This is a genomic window from Klebsiella sp. K47 (genome assembly GCF_051858335.1).
Lineage (GTDB): Bacteria > Pseudomonadota > Gammaproteobacteria > Enterobacterales > Enterobacteriaceae > Klebsiella > Klebsiella pneumoniae.
This window is the reverse complement of the sequence record NZ_JBPYUI010000488.1, coordinates 1-219: the sequence shown is the minus strand read 5'-3', so window position 1 is coordinate 219 and position 219 is coordinate 1. Positions and strand designations below refer to the sequence as shown.

Below are 219 nucleotides of genomic sequence, written 5' to 3'. Positions count from 1 at the left end.
AGGTTGCTGCAGCTGAATTAAACCATAGCCAATGACCGCCAAAATGCCTTCAGGTCGTAAAGTCCGCCTCACTTCTGCATAAAAGCCATCAAAGTCAAACCAATGAATGGCTTGAGCCACCGTGATTAAATCAAAACTCTGCTCAGCAAAACTGGTGTGCTCTGCAGACTGAACTTGATAACTGACATTTTCAAAATAAGGTGCATGTTGTAACTGATG

1 protein-coding gene is annotated in these 219 nt (G+C 42.9%); it reads right to left on the bottom strand.

Annotation, left to right across the window (positions count from 1 at the left end; all coding sequences use genetic code 11):
* A partial coding sequence (locus RRF55_RS28915) for a class I SAM-dependent methyltransferase (RefSeq protein WP_439419434.1) occupies positions 1–219 on the bottom strand: 219 nt, incomplete at both ends.